Raw genomic sequence first — 15,913 nt, forward strand, 5'->3', positions numbered from 1 at the left:
CTTAATTCATACTGGCAACAATCACTTGTGTGGCATCAAAACAGGCAAAACAAGGCTCACCAACTTTGAGCGTTTGAATATCGGCCAGTGGCATCACCGAATAGATAATCTCTTTAGCGCCAATCTCTATCGCTAACTCAGCCTTATCGGCAAGTTCGGTCACACTCAGTAAGTGCCCACTGACGCAGTTTTGCCCAATGCTCTGGCTGGCATCACGACTGGCCGTCACCGCGGGTGCCTTAAACAACAATAGAATCGATTGGTCCAAGGCTAACTGCAGACGCTCAAAACTGGCATGGGTCACTGAGATTTGGATCTGCTGCCCACCCGCCAATGTCACCTTCAGACTGTCATTCAAGCCGAGCGGCTCAATGCCGTGGATACGCCCCGTTAATTGGTTGCGAGCACTAGTTTTAAGGGAGAAATGCGCCATCACATCCAACAAACTGTGCATATCGACCGAATCATCCAGCAACGCCGACAGCGCCATTTCCTGCACCTGCGAGGTGATGGAATACACCTTAAGTAAACGCTCACCAAACTCGGTAAGTTTGGCACCACCACCGCCCTTACCACCCTTTTCGCTGCTGACGACAGGCTCGGGCATAGTCGTGTTCATCTCATTTATCGCATCCCAGGCGGCCTTATAGCTGATCCCAGCCAACTTAGCGCCCTGGCTGATAGACCCAGTATTAGCCACTTGGCGTAGCAAAGCTATCCGCCGAGGATTGGCGAAGGGTTTGTCCCCCAATGACAATGTCAGTAGTGCGTGTAAGTCCATGTTCCTGCGCGCCTTAGCTTAAGTGAATGCTATTGTCCCCGATCAATCTTGAGATACCAATACGTACGGTCGGAATTCTCCGCCGAGGTATTAGCGTTTTCGCCAATAAACCGAGCCGAGATCACTAATTTACGCATCGGGACTTGAATGATCGATATATAGATTGGTATATAACGATCACTTTTTATCACGGAGGAACACCATGAGCTCGCTCAAAGACTTTATTCGTTTTACCACAGCCTCAGTCGTTGGCTTAGCCCTCAGTTGCAGCATCAGCTTTGCCGCAGACCAAGAAAAAGTGACGGTTTTTGCCGCCGCATCCCTCACGAATGCGCTTAATGAGATTGGCCAGCAGTACGAAAAGGAACATCAAACGAAAGTGATTTTCTCCTTTGCCTCCTCCTCAACACTCGCCAAACAAATCGCTAATGGTGCGCCCGCCGATCTGTTTATCTCCGCCAACCAAAAATGGATGGATTACCTCGTCGAGGCCAAGGCGGTCAATGCCGATAGCCGTATTACCCTGTTAAAAAATACCTTAGTGCTGATTGCCGAAAAGAACAGCCCGGTAAACCAAGTCACACTGAACAGCGATTGGGATATTAAGGCAGCGGTCAATGGCAGCCGTTTAGCGGTGGGCGACCCTGACCATGTCCCAGCCGGACAATATGCCAAGCAAGCGCTTGAAAACCTGAATCTTTGGAAAACCGCAGAACCACTGCTTGCAAGAGCAAACAATGTCCGCGCCGCTTTAGCATTAGTGGAACAGGGCGAAGCCCCGCTCGGTATCGTTTACTCGACCGATGCCAAAGTCGCGCAAAAAATTAAAATTGTGGCGACCTTCCCCGCGACCAGCTATAGCCCGATTGAATATCCCAGCGCCTTAACGAAGCTGGAATCCACTGCCAGCGCTAAAGACTTTAATCAATACCTTCAAGGCCCAAGCGCCACAGCAGTATTTGAAAAATACGGCTTTGGAGTGAACTAGTGCTGAGTGATGTTTTAGTCAGTGGCTCGCTGTTTGACGGGCCACTCCTCAGCGAATACGAAACCGCCGCGCTGCTGCTGAGCCTCAAAGTCTCAGCGGTTGCCGTGCTGGCCAGCTTACCCTTAGGCATTTTTTGCGCTTGGTTGCTGGCACGCGTGGAGTTTCCCGGTAAGGCTATCTTCGACAGTCTCCTACATCTCCCACTGGTGTTACCGCCGGTGGTGGTGGGTTACCTGCTACTCATCAGTATGGGGCGTCAGGGCGTCATCGGGCAGTGGCTATATAACTGGTTTGGGTTAAGTTTTAGCTTTAGCTGGCGCGGCGCGGCACTCGCCGCCGCAGTGGTCTCCTTTCCTTTAATGGTCAGAGCCATACGTCAATCCTTCGAAACCGTTGATATTCGCCTCGAACAGGCGGCGCGCACCTTGGGAAGCAGCCGCTGGCGGGTATTTTTGACCATCACCCTGCCACTCACCTCGCCCGGCATAGTCTCAGGGATGATCATCGCCTTTGCCCGCAGCCTTGGGGAATTTGGCTCGACCATTACCTTCGTCTCCAATATTCCCGGCGAAACTCGCACCATTCCGCTGGCCATGTATTCCTTTATCGAAACACCGGGAGCGGAATATCAGGCAATGCGCCTGTGTATCATCTCGATAGTGATAGCGCTGGCCTCCCTACTCGCCTCCCAATGGCTCACAAAAAAAGCCCTCAAAAGAACAGCAAGTGTATGTTAAACATCAATATTGAAAAACAATTCAGCCAACTACAACTCAAGGTGAACACCCAATTGCCGTTACAGGGCGTCACCGCCGTATTCGGCCGCTCAGGAGCAGGAAAAACCTCCTTAGTGAATTTACTCGGCGGATTAACCACCCCGGACAAAGGCGAAATTAGCCTTGGCGATACGCTGTTGTTTAAACATAAAACCGTTAATCTGCCCCCTGAAAAACGCCGAATTGGCTATGTCTTTCAAGAAGCGAGGTTATTTCCCCATTACAGTGTGAAGGGCAATCTCACCTATGGGATGCGTCATAAAACGCCTGAATTGTTCGACAAAGTGGTCTCGCTACTGGGCATAGAAAAACTTTTAAGCCGCTATCCCAGCACACTGTCTGGCGGCGAAAAACAACGGGTTGCCATTGGCCGTGCCCTGCTCACATCGCCACAAATGTTATTGATGGACGAGCCATTAGCTTCCCTCGATTTACCACGAAAACGCGAATTGCTGCCTTACCTACAAACCCTAGCGCAGGAATTAAAGCTACCGATCGTCTATGTGAGCCACAGCTTGGATGAAATCCTACAACTCGCCGATCATATGTTGGTGTTGCATCAAGGAAAAATGATCTCCCAAGGACCGCTAACACAGGTATGGAATAGTGAACAAATGCGCCCCTGGGTGCCATTACAGGAACTGAGTTCTCTGCTGAGCGCCAGAATCGCCGACAGACATCCTGATTATCCAATGACAAGGCTGTTGATGGATGATGGCAATCAGCTCTGGGTCAGTGGCCAACTGCCCCCCACCCATAAGCAGTTAAAGGTGCGCATTCAAGCGAACCATGTATCGGTTTGCACAGAGGAACCTAAAGGCTCGAGTATTCGTAACTTACTCAGAGGAAAAATAAAAGAGCTCTACCCCAGCGATAATGGCGAGCAAATTCAACTTAAAATTGCCCTAGGTAAAGACGAGCTATGGGCCAACATCACCCCATGGGCACGAGATGAGTTACAACTCATTCCAGGAAAGGCTATCTATGCCCAAATCAAAGGCGTGACTATGACGCAAATGGATATTGCCGAATCCCACTGAATTGAATATTTGGAGCAAAATTCAGACACAAAAAAACCGACTCTAGGTCGGTTTGATTCCCTTTGGAAGGGATGGTACCAGAGGACGGACTCGAACCGTCACGCTTTTAAGGGCGGCGGATTTTGAAAAGATAGTGCTTAAAACCACTTTTATTTTTCAGCACGTTACGACATCATTATCGCACTTTGCAAATTCTTTGCAAAACCCATATCAGACTCTGACCATGAGCAAACAACTCGAACGGCATGATATTTCAGACGAATTATACGTCTATAAGCAGGACAATAGCGAGCGTTGGTACGCTCGGATTAAAGTTGCTGGCAAGTGGATTGCTAAAGCCACAAAGCAAAAGGAAAAAGAAAAAGCCATAGCCATGGCTCACCGCCTACAAATGGAATTAGAGTTCATGGCTGAACGTAACCTTCTCGTTAACTCGAAACGTTTTCGTGATGTGGCAGATAAGGCCATTAAGACTATGCAACAGTCTATCGACAATGGTAAGGATATCGAGAAGTACACGACTTATATGCAGGTACTTCGCAAGTATCACATCCCCTTTTTCGACCGCACTTACATCACCTCTATCGACACTGAGAAACTGCGAGCATTTGACTTATGGCGAATAGAGCAATTCGGCCGTGAGCCAGCAAAGTCGACGCTACTGAACCACAATGCTGCCATGCAGTTAGTGTTCAAAGAAGCGGTAGACCAGAAGTGGATGCTAGCCGCTCAAGTGCCATCCCTATCGACTAAAGGTGTAGAATCACAGCGCCGTGCGCACTTCACACCAGAAGAGTATGAAAAAGCCTTTGATGCCGTGGTTGCCTTGGAGGAAAACAGCCGTAAAGAAAAGACCAGACAAATCCGTGAATTGCTCATCGATTACATGGAATTTGCAGTCTACACCGGCATCAGAGCGGGTACTGAAATGGATAATCTAACGTGGGGTGATATACGCTTCCAGACCAATGGCATTGCCGTTCAGTTCTTTATTACTGTCACCAAGGGCAAAACCATAAAGCATACTGGCACTCGTGAGATTGTGTGTCGTGAAGAAGTCCTGTCAAGCTTACAATCATTACGCGAACGATTCCCAAACAGGAAGCCCACAGACAAACTCTTCCGATTAGCCGATGGCAGTACAACTAATGAGCTGACGAAAACCTTTGAAAAGGCGCTAATCAGTGCAGGTTTAAAGAACTCCCCACATGGTGATAGGTCGCTTTACTCCTTACGCCACAGCTATATCACTTGGCAACTCTTAGCGGGGGTGAATATGGAAGTCTTGGCTAAACAATGTGGTACTAGTGTTGCAATGATTGAAAAGCACTATAGCCATGTAATCCCTAAGATGTTCAGTAAAGAGTTATCTGGTGTTGACCTCGGTGAAGTAACAGTCAAAAAATCGATTAGAAAACGCAGTGATAAGCACCTTAATATATTGAAGGAAAAGTATAAAAAGTGGGAAGCACACTACAAAAAAGTGGGTTGTATCTAAACCACATCAGCATTTTAACCAGACCTCCAATCACATACGTAGCTTACAAATTCAGGAGCTTAAAATGACACTATATAAACGCGAGTTTGGTGAAAGCTTTAATTTAGGCTTTGACCATTCCGAATTCCCATGGTTGGTTGATAAGAGTTGGCACAATGATGTCTGCCCTAGTTTTACTTTTAAAGCAGGTTCCCAGTACCTAGTCCTTTGGGTCGACTATGAAGAACCTGATAGCCGCGAACTTGGGCAAGAGCGCTATGTCGTAATGACAGCCACCAATGAAGGAACAGATACTGAGCCAGAAATATACGCAGATGAAGGGAGCGAAGTGGTACTGGCAACTGAAAGCCCATCAGAATTAACGACATATCTGAGACAATTAGCTACGGCACATTAATCATTGGCACACAATCCAGATGAATTTCGCGCTGGCTATTGCAAGCATTTGAATCCAAATGAAGTATAGGAATAATATGATGAATAAGTTTGAGTTAGGCGCTGAAGGTGTTGGTGATGTTCCAGACTATCTGGCGCAGGAGGGATTGGAATTAGCGGTTCTTTACTTTGAGGAAAACAATTTAGACCCCGCAGAATGTTATTTCGCCTACAAGCAGGCTCCGGATTCTGAGCTGGGTCAGGCTTGGTACGCTGCCGAGACCGAAGCCAATAGAGTTATTCAAGGAAACAAAAAATATGATAACTCTATGATTGTGTTAGTTAATGAGTTGGCTTAACCCCGTCACTTTGGTACTACGTATTATCTGTGATGCTAGCAGCCTATGAAAGTGACTCAAACTGAGCAGCTATGGCCTATGTTTTATCAGTTCATCATGTAACCTACGGATAAACTCTTCAGAAGTCACGCCTAGTGCGCCAATAAGCCCTTCAAGCGAATCAAGGGTGATGTTACGAATGGAGCGTTCAACTCCCGAAATGTAGGTGCGATCAATACCAGATTGCCTTGCCAATTGTTCTTGGCTTAACCCAGCCTCATTGCGCAATTGCCTTAACGTTACCGCTGTTGCCAGTTTAATACTCATAGTCAGTCCTACACATAACAATAGACAGGATGTTCCCAAAACTTTGCCTTAGGCACAACCGACTATGAGTCACATACGTCCACATTTTTACATTTAATGGATATGTCTATTTCATCATTCACCTAAAGAATACTTTAATCTTTATGGGATCAAATCAATCTAACTAAATAGTATCCCGCAAGATGGGTTACCAGCAGAGCTTTCACTTTACAAACCTCGATTTGCTGTATAATGCCTCGCAAAATGAGCTGAGGCGCAAAATAAGTCGATCATTAAGGAAAAACTAATGTATCAGCAGCTAGTTGAACACATACAAAACGAACTTGCAGTACTGCGCAGTCCTGTAAAAGATGAGGAGCTTCAAGCAAAGGTAACTCATTATCTTCTAAATCCAAATCACGCATATGGGCTATCTGATAACGACAAATCAGCTATAAACCAATTTGTTAATGAGTTTTGCTCACAGCAAAAAATAACATTTGACCAAATTAAGAACGAATTTATCAGATATGCTCAAGAGAGAGAGCACTTTAAATTTATTGATTTATTTGCTGGAATTGGTGGCTTTAACTTGGCATTAACCAGCCAAGGTGGCAAAGCAGTATTTTCGTCGGAATGGGATAAATCAGCAAAGATTACGTATTTTAATAACTACGGTAAAACACCTTTTGGGGATATAAACCAATTCACAGCTCAAGGTGTTAGCAACGAATTTATTGAGACAATGATACCAGATCATGACGTCTTAGCGGGTGGATTTCCATGCCAACCTTTTAGTCACGCAGGGGTATCGGCTAGATCTGCATTAGGTTTAGCACATGGGTTCGATTGTGAAACTCAAGGCACACTCTTTCATTCCATCGCTCGTATTGCGTTTGTAAAACAACCCAAAATTGTCTTCATGGAAAACGTTAAGAATATAGTTTCACATAACAATGGCGAAACATTTTCGGTCATAAAAGAGACAATGGAAAATTTAGGACAAGAGGCTGAGGGTAAACAATCTTATAGGTTCTACTATAAGTTGGTGAATTCCGAGACGTTGGTAGCACAGAGAAGAGTAAGATGCTTTATGGTCTGCGTTAGGGAGGATGTTTTTCAAGAATTTGGGGCATTCAAGTTTCCTGAGTTTGAAGGAGAGCCAATACCACTTCGGGATGCGCTAGAAGAACTTACGGCAGAATTAATGGAAGAATACACAATATCTGACCGTTTATGGGAAGGCCATATCAATCGGACTCAAAGGAATTTGGACAGAGGAACGGGTTTTACTGCACATGTAGCGGATTTGAATAGACCATCAAATACTATCGTAGCCAGATACGGTAAAGATGGAAAAGAATGCTTAATCCCCCAAGATGGACGTAACCCTAGGAAACTCACAATCAAAGAGTGTGCGAATCTATTTGGTTACCCTGAAAACTTTTGGGTTCCAAGCTCTAAGACACCAGCTTACAAACAATTTGGTAACTCAGTAGTCGTACCTGTTGTATCACGAATTTCATCAGAGATTGTTCAACAATACGGGCTTAATCAGTGATTGAGTTCTCTCTAAACTCAATCACTGTTCTTAAGCTAAACTCCGTAATAGTTGAAAAGCTGCTCAAGGCTCAAATCAATACCACACTGTCTTAACTCATTGATTCGCTGATTATAAAATCGTGTAAGCAGTTCTATTTTATACTGGCTCTCAGCGTAATGAATCGCTCGATGGCAATTAGGACATAGAACCACAATATTTGGTTCTACATCGAGCGAGACATCGAAATCAGGTGATTTTGCCACAGGCACTAAGTGATGGGCTTCAACAAATGCTTTACCAGATGATGCAGAAATGAAGGTTGAATGATTGACATCAACTTGGCATTTGTAATTTGCCCCACAAACTACTTTTGCCGCTTTCGCTGCATTTCTATTATGAACAATAACCTGCCGCCCTACTGCATCTTTCTGTGCTTCGGGCGATAAAACTGCACGCACGAACTCTTCATCTACATCATCTATAGAGGCGTTAACTTCATATGCTTTTTGTTGGATGTCAGCCGATGTAAAGTTTAAGTACGAATTTGCAGGAGCACTTCCGATAAATGGAATAGCTTCACCTTCCCTAGTAAAAATAAACCAAGTCTCATTTTCATCAGGATAAAATTCACTAGCCCTATTAAAGTATAAACGTAATTCAGAGCCTGATTTTTTAGGATATTTGATTGCAAGCTCTTCAGGTTTGTACGTTTGAGTTTTCAGATCGTATACATAAAATGTGAACTTACTTGGTTTTCCATCAGGAGCGACTCCACCAGCTCTGGTAAAGCTATCCAGCGGGTATACTGTCGATAACACCTGCTTTTCAAACTGATCAACCGTAACAGACTTGTCTCCTGTAGCTTCTCTTTCAGTAACAGTAGACTGAGCACCATTGATTGCATTAAAGCTCTGTAGCTCTTGTAGAGTCATTGCTGGCATATAGAAATACCTCAGATTTTTATGAACTAGGATTCACCCTGTAAACTCACCGGTTTTATATTGGCATACTTTTGCCAACTTGCCAACCGGTAAGTTTACAGGGATGAAAAGAATCAATAATTCACAACAAAATCAGGTAACTAAAAAATCTGAGAGCAGACTAAACAGGTAAACTACAGTTCAACAACACCACTCATTAGTGTTTAATAGTCAGATTATTTGTATAAAGCTGAGAGCTACCTTATGTTTAAGACACTGAATAGCCACTACTTCACTAGACGACTTTTAGCCTCATTAAAATACTGACGTTCATACTCTAACGGTGATAGCCCATCATTGGAACTATGCTGTCGTTTCGGGTTGTAAAACATCTCAATATAATTAAACACATCCATCTTTGCGTCGTCCCTGATCGCATAGATTTTTCGCTTAATTCGTTCACGTTTCAGCAGTTGAAAGAAACTCTCTGCTACTGCGTTATCATGGCTGTTGCCTAGACGGCTCATGCTACCTTCCAAACCATGAGCGCTTAGAAACTCACCCCAATCATGGCTCGTGTATTGGCTTCCTTGATCTGAATGAACCAACACTTTGCCAGCAGGTTTACGACGCCATACCGCCATTAATAAAGCATATAACGCAAGCTCTTTGGTGATACGACGGCCCATTGACCAACCAATAATTCGACGTGAGAACAAGTCCATTACAGCGCCAAGATAGAGCCAACCTTCATGCGTTTTGATGTACGTAATATCCGTCACCCACACTTTGTTCGGCGCTAAGGGGTTGAATTGCCGTTCTAAGCGATTTGGCGTTACAACATGCTGCTCACCACTACGAGTTCTAGGCTTGCGATAGCCAACTTGCGCTCGCAGTCCTGCTCGCTGCATCAGGCGATGTACACGATTAATACCGCATTGCTCGCCAAGATCACGCAGATCTCGATGGAGTTTACGGTATCCATAGACACCACAAGACTCAAGCCAACATTGTTTGAGTTGGCCTATAAGTCGTTCATTGTTACATTGTCGCTTCGACTTTGCGCAGCCCCTCCACGCGTAATACCCGCTCGGATGAACATCAAACAGCTGACACAACTGTCGCACAGAGTGGCTGTGATGATGCTCTTGGATAAAGGCGTATCTTACTCGGGGTGGCTTGCGAAGTACGACGCGGCTTTTTTTAACAGGTCACGTTCTTCAGTAACACACTTAAGCTCTTTTTGTAATCGTCGAATTTCGGCGGACTCCGCAGACTTCTGAAGGTGTTCCTCTGAGTCAGGACCAGAGCGCTTAATCCAGGCGTAAAGACTGTGTGGTGGTACCTAAACGCTGAGCAACGTCAGCAACAGAATGACCGGCAACAGTGACTTGCTTTACTGCTTCGATTTTGAATTGTTCGGGGTAACGTTTATGGCTAATGGACACCTCTTTTTTAGCTAGTTTATCGAACTAAAAGGTGTCTAGGAAATCAGTGGCTATTCAGATCACAGTTTTGAAAAACGCTATTTTGTAGTCAATAAAATTATTATGTAAAGGCTTTTCAAATCAGTGATTAGCAGCTAGATTAGCTCAATTAGCTAATTCAGGGACGTAATGTTAGCAAGCCTTTAACTATCATGAATACGTTTTCCTTGCCTTTAGTAAAATAGAAAAGACTTTTTCAGTCTCTTTTTAATCCTTTCCCTCCATAATGGATCTTAGAGGTGGTGTATGAGCAATGTTAACGTATATCTAAAAGAAAAAATTTCTGCAGTAAGTTCTAATGTCTTTGTTGCACCAGAAATTCCCACAAAAAAATTAAACAATGCTGCTGAGTCTATGAAGTTGGTAGATTCTATCAATGCGATAATTGCAATTTATGACAATACGTTATTTGGTAGCGCAAAAGATGGCTTTGCTGTAACCGGTGAAAAAATTGTAGTCAAAAATGCTTTCGATGCTCCATTCTCAATGAGTTTTACAGAGATTGAAACGGTAAAGTATGTAAGAAACGTATCCGTTTCAGATAAAGGCAAAGAGAAAGTTGAAGAGTGTATTGATTTTATTAAGAAAGATGGAAACACAGTCAAGCTGAGTGGCTTATTGGATTGTAATTATGAGAAGCTGGCGGAAGTTTTAAATTCGGCTGTTCAAGATTTTGATTCATTTGAAGAGGAAGACCAGCTTATAACTTTATCTGAAATGTCTGAGCGATTAAAAGTTGCGTATGTGCAGATTGTTATAAACATGGCATTTTCTGATGACGGTGTGATTGATCACAAAGAGTATGCTGAAATTCTTCAGCTTATGACTAGGCTGGAACTTTCGAAAGACTCTAGATTCGAGCTTAGAGGTTATCTAGCCTCAATTGAAAACTTATTTTCCATAGAGAATTTACTGGGCATTATAGATGCAGAATCGAAAGCTAGTCATAACAAATCAATCAAAATCTCTCTGGTAAAGGACATTATTAACGTCCATATGAGCGTAAATAATGGCGAATATTTAGACTGCCCATTTTTGAAAGAAAATCAAAAACTTTTTGGTGTAACTGATGAAGAAATTGAGCTTGCTATACAAGCTATTAAGCTTGATTTTTCAATGCTGAAAGACGATTTCACCGATGATGCGTTAAAAAGAGGTATTAAAGAGTTAGGTGCCAAAGCTGGTGCAGTTGGTGTGCCATTGGCTGCAGTATATCTTTCAGGATCAGTAGTTGGTTTGTCTGCTGCTGGCTTAACATCAGGATTGGCAACGCTTGGTCTAGGCGGTGCTTTGGGATTCTCAAGCATGGCAACTGGAATTGGAGTTGCTGTTCTAATAGGTGTTGGAGCATATAAGGGCATTCGCCACCTTACCGGAGCAAATGAGCTTGATAAGGCTAAGCGTAGAGAGTTGATGCTAAATGAGATTATAAAGCAAACTCAAAGAACTATCTCATACTTGATTGAAGATTTAAATATAATTACAGCTAAGCTCAACGAAGCATTGCAGAACTTCTCCGTGCAGGATGCAAAAGTTGTAAAGTTAATGCAAATGATTAGTGCATTGAATGGAGCAGCAGGCGTCTTAAATGCTAAATCAAATGCTACCAATAATAGTTACATAAAACTCAGCTGCCCAAAAGAATTAGACCTATCTAAATTAAAATCACTAACCTCAGAGCCGACGAAACAACAACTTTATAACTTGGTGATGTCATTTTACGAAGTAAAAAATATTACCAAGCTTGTAGATGGTTCTGAAAAAAGTATAGATGTGTATGTTTTAAAACAAGATATTACCACAGAGCAGCTTGATAGGTTGGCTAAAATCTTTGATGCTATAGGTTACTTTAAAGTGGCTGATGTACTTAAAAGTAAGGTTGCAGGGTTGTTTTCCTAATGGAAAAAAAAGATAGTCAAATATCAGTCATGTTGGTGCAAAAGCACCAACTTGATAGTGCAGATTATAAAATCTCTGAACTAGATGCAGCACTAAATGCTTTACTTGGCGTTCAAGAAGGTAATGAGCAGACTCTGGACAGTATGCTGGCAGATATGGAGGCACTCTTAGCGGAAAGTGGTGTCTGTTTTGATGCACAAACAACTGAGATATCATCTGACGTGCTAGATTATGTGAATGATGGCCCGCCTTCAAATAGGTTCAAAGTATCGCAAATTACTCTTTTAGACGCCCCCGCATTTGATGAGGATATCTCTTGGGATTCTTATGTAAACAACATCGAAATGTATGCAAGTAAACACAATATTGATTTACAGCATGATCCTTTCAATCGGTTGCTTACACCAACCCAACGTATTTCTCTCGAAAAGCGTATAAAAGACGAATTCACCTACAAAAATGCTAATTGTGACAAGTATGATTATTTGATCGCAGGCACTTGCGGCGTTATTGGAGGGCTAATTGATGTCTTTTTTGTTGGTTTGCCTGGCCAAGGTAAGCTGACAACCTTTACAGATAAAGCTGTAGACCAATCTGTCCAAATGTTCGCCAAAGCGTTTGGATGGAAAGGCGCTGCTGGAGAGGGGAATGCAACTAAGAGTGCAATTGGCTTCCTTGAAAGAAAATTCAAGGTGAATTACGACCAAGCGACAACCTATGGAAAAAATGGTACTGACGGTTTAGTCGATAATCTATCACCAAAAAATCATCATCTTAAAAGTCTTGGTCATTCACCAGATTTAGTTGGTTTGTTCTTCTCAATACTTAACCAATTTACTAATACCTCTACTTTTGTCTCGAACGGTAAAATTATTACAATAGAAACAGAGAGCTTTGAGCTGCAGGGAAGCAATATTATCGCTAAAGTGTTCTGTGGCTTTGTCAATTGGCTCGGCCATCTCTTCTCGGATATGGCAGGTTCATCGGGTTCATCGTCAAGAGGTACTGGAATTCCAATTCCTTTCTACAACTGGTTGTTATTAATTGACGTAGGCGAATTTGGTAAGCATAAGCAAACATTTGCAACTATTGCGACTAAGGTTTTTGAGCAAGGATACGATTTCAGACATGGTTTAGCGATGGCAATACCAGTTCTAATAACTGAACTGCTCACTAGGATCATGTGGGTATGTAAAAAACGCTTATATCATAAAGCAGAGTGGGCTGACTGTATTCCGACCGCTAACAACCCAGAGCTTAGGCGAATGTTACTAGTGGCACATGGCTCTTTATGTCTTGTCGATGCTGGGGATGCAGCGCTTCGTTCTGGTGGTGATATGGTTCAATTTTTACTTCGAACCAATTTGATCGGGTGGGTAAGATTCGGGCATTTGGCATATAAGGAAGTTAATGCATGGTATAAAGCTGGTCACATTGATGCGGATGCTGTCGATGAATATCTTGAGCAAGAATATTCAAAAGTGTTAAATAACCACTGAATCGCCACAGTAAATAGTCGATAGATTATGGAAAATCTATTTCAGCTACAAGAAAAGAGTCTAGCAATTACAAGCCTCACAATTACTAGACACAATAAATTTAAATTTGCATTTCAAAGAAAAAGAGAGAAAGAACTGCAAATTCCTAAACTTTATCTAGATGTTAATTTGAGTTCACTATATGCGTACTGTTAGAACTATGTAGTGACAGAACATAATCTAGGTTAACAAAGCAGGATGGTTTTTAATTGAATTCAATAAGCGACTCAGAATTGGTTCGTGTGTTCGACCAAGAAATTAGTGAAATATACAATCGAGCTAAACGTCTTTATAAATCTGCACCGATTCAGACTCTTATTCTACTGAGAGCAATCGCAACGAATATCGCTTATAACCTTCTAGAAGAGTTCCAAAATGCTACTGATGAAGTGGATTTGTATGGATTGCTAATTGAACTCGAAAAAAAAAGACATGTTAATCACGAAATTGTTCACTACTTACACACAATCAGAAAGTCTGGCAATAGAGCGGCGCATCCAGAGCAATTTGCAGATAATGAACAGGATTTAGTTAATCAGGCCAGAACAGTATTGTTAACTTTATGCGATACAATCAACCTAATCAGGTTTTCTGTACATGGTGCTGTAACTTCACAATATCACTTTGAAGAACCAACTGAGATGGCTCTACAAGAAGCAAGTTATCAAGCCATTTTCAACAATGATCCCCAAGCAAAATTTGAGGTAGCGATATCCCTTATAGAAGGAAATCAACTTAGAATAAACCATGAACTCGATACTTTGAGACGATCAAACACCGACAAACATGACCATTTAAAGAATGCACTTTATCTCTTAGAGTCATCATCTAACTTCAACCATTTAGATAGTCGCTTTGTTCTTGGTCTAGTTTATGGTCAGGGGCTAGGTTGTAAGCCGGATATGGTCAAAGCAATAGATCATATGTATTTTTGTGCTAGCCACGGAAATGTTATGGCAAAGGCCTATTTTGGCGATTTCGTAATAAACAAGAAAGATGCTGACATAAGTGATAAACAGTGCGCATTGGAGTTTTTGGAAGAAGCGGCGAACATGCGTAACCCTTTGGCCCAAAATGTGCTCAGCGATGTGTACAGTGCCGGCGAATTGGTTGAAAAAAATCAGGCTCGCTCAATTGAACTGCTAATCGAGGCTGCCAACTGTGGATACCCAGAGTCACAATACAAGCTTTCAGAGATATATCGACAATCCGGAGAGTTAGAAAAATACTGGGAATTTATAGAGAAGGCTATAAACAATAACCATGCACTCGCCCTCCTTAGTGCAGGCAGGGCCTCTGCTTTGAGTAAGAGTCATCACCGAGCTTTGGAATACTACACTCGTTATCTAGAAATCAACGATGACGCTATCGCTACATTGGAATTTGGACAGATCCAACTCAAGACTGCAGGTGAAGATACAGCGAAAATCAAAAAAGGAATTTGGGAGTTAGTCAAGAGTTACCGCGACCCCAAATGCCCACAAATCTTGCGAAGGCAGATTGAGGTAATCGTCAGTAAATATCTAAAAGAAATCGATAGACTAATCAGTTTTCCCAGTTTGAATGTAAAAGAACAGAATGATCTGATAGCATTTTATATGCAGTTTAAAGCTAACGGTTCACCTTACGAATCAATGGAAGCTATGGCCAAAGCTATACATCAATTTTCAGAATTGGATTATCCAGAGAAGGAAATGGCACTTAAAGCTTTCTTCTATATGCCCAATAATCACAAATTTAAGGTATCTCAAAGACATCTTCAACTGGGCAAACCCAAAATTGGCAGGAACCAAACATGCAATTGTGGTTCTGGACGGAAATACAAACAATGTTGCGGAAAGTAAACATTAATCTCCACAAAACTGAAGACGACTCATAAGCTCATAGTTGAATCGCCACTAACTATACTAGACCGTAGTTGGTCTCATCTCATGCAGTACCGACGTACAATGTCACAGAAGTAACCAACAACACCATTATATGACTCACACTATGCGTCCTGCATTTTAATATATCTTAACATGCAGAAACCGTGTGTTTTCGAGCAGATTTAAGCTGTTTTCGAAGCGAATTGCTCGATTTTATCGATAGACTTCGATTATGCAAACAGAACTGCATAAATAGTCAGATTTTGACTCATATCTGACTTCTAACTAGCTTAGGCGTTCAGAATCGTGTCAGCACACAACGAACACGAGACCTCTGGGCTTTATGCGTGAATCTGTCTGTGAGAGACTAACTCACAAGCTCACTTTGGGACAAAAACATGTTAAATTTTTAACCTTATTCGAAAATCTCGGATTAAATTTTCTATGGTTAACGCCTTGTTCAGGTGCACATTTTAATTGGCATTATTTTCAATAAGTGGATCCTACGACAAATACACAAAACAAAGTCCAAAAACGGTGTAATAAAATGTGTAGC

14 protein-coding genes and 1 pseudogene are annotated in these 15,913 nt (G+C 42.5%); 10 read left to right on the forward strand and 5 right to left on the reverse strand.

The features are described 5' to 3' along the window. Window position 1: 1 nt before the first annotated feature. On the reverse strand, window positions 2-781 hold the full coding sequence (locus tag SHEWMR4_RS16720; protein WP_011623936.1) for a TOBE domain-containing protein: 780 nt from the start codon (window positions 779-781) through the stop codon (window positions 2-4). Between the two features lie 202 nt (window positions 782-983). Between SHEWMR4_RS16720 and modA the strand changes: the two genes are divergently transcribed. The 6 genes from modA (at window position 984) to SHEWMR4_RS16750 (ending at window position 5,817) form a co-directional block, all read left to right on the forward strand. Further along, window positions 984-1,769 carry a molybdate ABC transporter substrate-binding protein gene (modA, locus tag SHEWMR4_RS16725; RefSeq protein ID WP_011623937.1) on the forward strand — a complete coding sequence of 262 codons (786 nt, stop codon included), beginning with the start codon at window positions 984-986 and terminating at the stop codon, window positions 1,767-1,769. Beyond that, complete coding sequence (gene modB, locus SHEWMR4_RS16730; RefSeq protein ID WP_011623938.1) at window positions 1,769-2,506, forward strand: molybdate ABC transporter permease subunit; 738 nt, start codon at window positions 1,769-1,771, stop codon at window positions 2,504-2,506. The genes modA and modB overlap by 1 nt, the downstream gene beginning before the upstream one ends. After that, the gene (gene modC, locus SHEWMR4_RS16735; RefSeq protein WP_011623939.1) at window positions 2,500-3,585 is read left to right on the forward strand and encodes a molybdenum ABC transporter ATP-binding protein ModC; all 1,086 of its coding nucleotides are present in this window, start codon (window positions 2,500-2,502) and stop codon (window positions 3,583-3,585) included. The genes modB and modC overlap by 7 nt, the downstream gene beginning before the upstream one ends. A 223-nt stretch (window positions 3,586-3,808) precedes the next feature. Then, window positions 3,809-5,083, forward strand: coding sequence for a tyrosine-type recombinase/integrase (locus tag SHEWMR4_RS16740; RefSeq protein WP_041409147.1), 1,275 nt, complete (start codon window positions 3,809-3,811; stop codon window positions 5,081-5,083). 64 nt (window positions 5,084-5,147) lie between these two features. Next, entirely contained in the window at window positions 5,148-5,480 is a 333-nt protein-coding gene (locus SHEWMR4_RS16745; RefSeq protein ID WP_011623941.1) for a hypothetical protein, read from the forward strand. A 76-nt stretch (window positions 5,481-5,556) separates the two neighbouring features. Beyond that, a complete protein-coding gene (locus SHEWMR4_RS16750) occupies window positions 5,557-5,817 on the forward strand; it encodes a hypothetical protein (RefSeq protein ID WP_011623942.1) in 261 nt (86 codons plus the stop codon). Window positions 5,818-5,886: 69 nt separating this feature from the next. On the opposite strand, the gene SHEWMR4_RS16755 is transcribed toward SHEWMR4_RS16750, so the two are convergent. Then, on the reverse strand, window positions 5,887-6,123 hold the full coding sequence (locus tag SHEWMR4_RS16755) for a helix-turn-helix domain-containing protein (protein WP_011623943.1): 237 nt from the start codon (window positions 6,121-6,123) through the stop codon (window positions 5,887-5,889). A 286-nt stretch (window positions 6,124-6,409) separates the two neighbouring features. Between SHEWMR4_RS16755 and SHEWMR4_RS16760 the strand changes: the two genes are divergently transcribed. Further along, window positions 6,410-7,663, forward strand: coding sequence for a DNA cytosine methyltransferase (locus SHEWMR4_RS16760; RefSeq protein WP_011623944.1), 1,254 nt, complete (start codon window positions 6,410-6,412; stop codon window positions 7,661-7,663). Window positions 7,664-7,698: 35 nt separating this feature from the next. On the opposite strand, the gene SHEWMR4_RS20835 is transcribed toward SHEWMR4_RS16760, so the two are convergent. The 3 genes and pseudogenes from SHEWMR4_RS20835 to SHEWMR4_RS21275 form a co-directional block, all read right to left on the reverse strand. Then, entirely contained in the window at window positions 7,699-8,586 is an 888-nt protein-coding gene (locus tag SHEWMR4_RS20835; protein WP_011623945.1) for an HNH endonuclease, read from the reverse strand. Between the two features lie 266 nt (window positions 8,587-8,852). After that, a pseudogene (locus SHEWMR4_RS16770) lies at window positions 8,853-9,758 on the reverse strand (IS3 family transposase); the annotation flags it as partial. Window positions 9,759-9,878: 120 nt separating this feature from the next. Next, on the reverse strand, window positions 9,879-10,013 hold the full coding sequence (locus SHEWMR4_RS21275) for a transposase (protein WP_413540369.1): 135 nt from the start codon (window positions 10,011-10,013) through the stop codon (window positions 9,879-9,881). A 285-nt stretch (window positions 10,014-10,298) separates the two neighbouring features. Here SHEWMR4_RS21275 and SHEWMR4_RS16775 point away from each other — a divergent pair, with 285 nt between their 5' ends. The 3 genes from SHEWMR4_RS16775 to SHEWMR4_RS16785 all read left to right on the forward strand — a co-directional run bounded on the left by SHEWMR4_RS16775 (window position 10,299) and on the right by SHEWMR4_RS16785 (window position 15,333). Then, entirely contained in the window at window positions 10,299-11,951 is a 1,653-nt protein-coding gene (locus SHEWMR4_RS16775; RefSeq protein WP_011623947.1) for a hypothetical protein, read from the forward strand. Then, window positions 11,951-13,450, forward strand: a complete 1,500-nt coding sequence (locus tag SHEWMR4_RS16780) for a hypothetical protein (RefSeq protein ID WP_011623948.1) — start codon at window positions 11,951-11,953, stop codon at window positions 13,448-13,450. The genes SHEWMR4_RS16775 and SHEWMR4_RS16780 overlap by 1 nt, the downstream gene beginning before the upstream one ends. A gap of 248 nt (window positions 13,451-13,698) precedes the next feature. Then, window positions 13,699-15,333: an SEC-C metal-binding domain-containing protein gene (locus tag SHEWMR4_RS16785; protein ID WP_011623949.1), complete on the forward strand. Its 1,635-nt coding sequence runs from the start codon at window positions 13,699-13,701 to the stop codon at window positions 15,331-15,333. Window positions 15,334-15,913: the final 580 nt, after the last annotated feature.

It is taken from the genome of Shewanella sp. MR-4, from assembly GCF_000014685.1.
Taxonomy (GTDB): Bacteria; Pseudomonadota; Gammaproteobacteria; order Enterobacterales; family Shewanellaceae; genus Shewanella.

Bases quoted from the DNA above. Each gene is read 5' to 3' on its own strand.
- SHEWMR4_RS16720 (WP_011623936.1), bottom strand. From the start codon at position 781: ATGGACTTACACGCACTACTGACATTGTCATTGGGGGACAAACCCTTC.
- modA (WP_011623937.1), top strand. From the start codon at position 984: ATGAGCTCGCTCAAAGACTTTATTCGTTTTACCACAGCCTCAGTCGTT.
- modC (WP_011623939.1), top strand. From the start codon at position 2,500: ATGTTAAACATCAATATTGAAAAACAATTCAGCCAACTACAACTCAAG.
- SHEWMR4_RS16740 (WP_041409147.1), top strand. From the start codon at position 3,809: ATGAGCAAACAACTCGAACGGCATGATATTTCAGACGAATTATACGTC.
- SHEWMR4_RS16745 (WP_011623941.1), top strand. From the start codon at position 5,148: ATGACACTATATAAACGCGAGTTTGGTGAAAGCTTTAATTTAGGCTTT.
- SHEWMR4_RS16750 (WP_011623942.1), top strand. From the start codon at position 5,557: ATGATGAATAAGTTTGAGTTAGGCGCTGAAGGTGTTGGTGATGTTCCA.
- SHEWMR4_RS16755 (WP_011623943.1), bottom strand. From the start codon at position 6,123: ATGAGTATTAAACTGGCAACAGCGGTAACGTTAAGGCAATTGCGCAAT.
- SHEWMR4_RS16760 (WP_011623944.1), top strand. From the start codon at position 6,410: ATGTATCAGCAGCTAGTTGAACACATACAAAACGAACTTGCAGTACTG.
- SHEWMR4_RS20835 (WP_011623945.1), bottom strand. From the start codon at position 8,586: ATGCCAGCAATGACTCTACAAGAGCTACAGAGCTTTAATGCAATCAAT.
- SHEWMR4_RS16775 (WP_011623947.1), top strand. From the start codon at position 10,299: ATGAGCAATGTTAACGTATATCTAAAAGAAAAAATTTCTGCAGTAAGT.
- SHEWMR4_RS16780 (WP_011623948.1), top strand. From the start codon at position 11,951: ATGGAAAAAAAAGATAGTCAAATATCAGTCATGTTGGTGCAAAAGCAC.